The organism is Arenimonas fontis (assembly GCF_008386465.1).
GTDB classification, from domain to species: domain Bacteria; phylum Pseudomonadota; class Gammaproteobacteria; order Xanthomonadales; family Xanthomonadaceae; genus Arenimonas; species Arenimonas fontis.
The window spans coordinates 1-408 of sequence record NZ_VUOD01000030.1 but is presented as its reverse complement, the minus strand read 5'-3'; the positions used below and the strand labels follow the sequence as shown (position 1 = coordinate 408).

The 408-nt window shown below is 68.4% G+C and carries 1 protein-coding gene; it reads left to right on the top strand.

Translation table 11 applies throughout. The annotated features are described in order from the left end of the window. Positions 1-408: transposase (locus tag F0415_RS12560; protein WP_149861552.1), on the top strand; the 408-nt coding region annotated here is incomplete at both ends.

Sequence of the window (408 nt, the reverse complement as noted above, 5' to 3'; positions counted from 1 at the left end):
ATCGGTGCGGCACACCGCCCGGTGGTTCGGGCTGGACTGGAAGACGGTCAAAGCGATCGACTTCCGGCATCTGGAGCGCTCGCTGGGCCCGCCGAACCTGGACGGCGTGCGGCTGCTGGCGATGGACGAGTTCGCGATCCAGAAGGGCCACCGGTACGCGACCGTGGTGGTCGACCCCGAGCGCAAGCGGGTGCTGTGGGTGGGGCGCGGGCGTTCGAGAGCGGAAATCAGGCCGTTTTTTGAGCTGCTGGGCCCGGTGCGCTGCGCCCAGGTCCGCGCCGTGGCGATGGACATGAACTCCGCCTACGACCTGGAGGTTCGGGCGCATTGCCCGAACGCGGAGGTCGTCTACGACCTGTTCCATGTCGTGGCCAAGTACGGCCGGGAGGTGATCGACCGGGTCCGGGT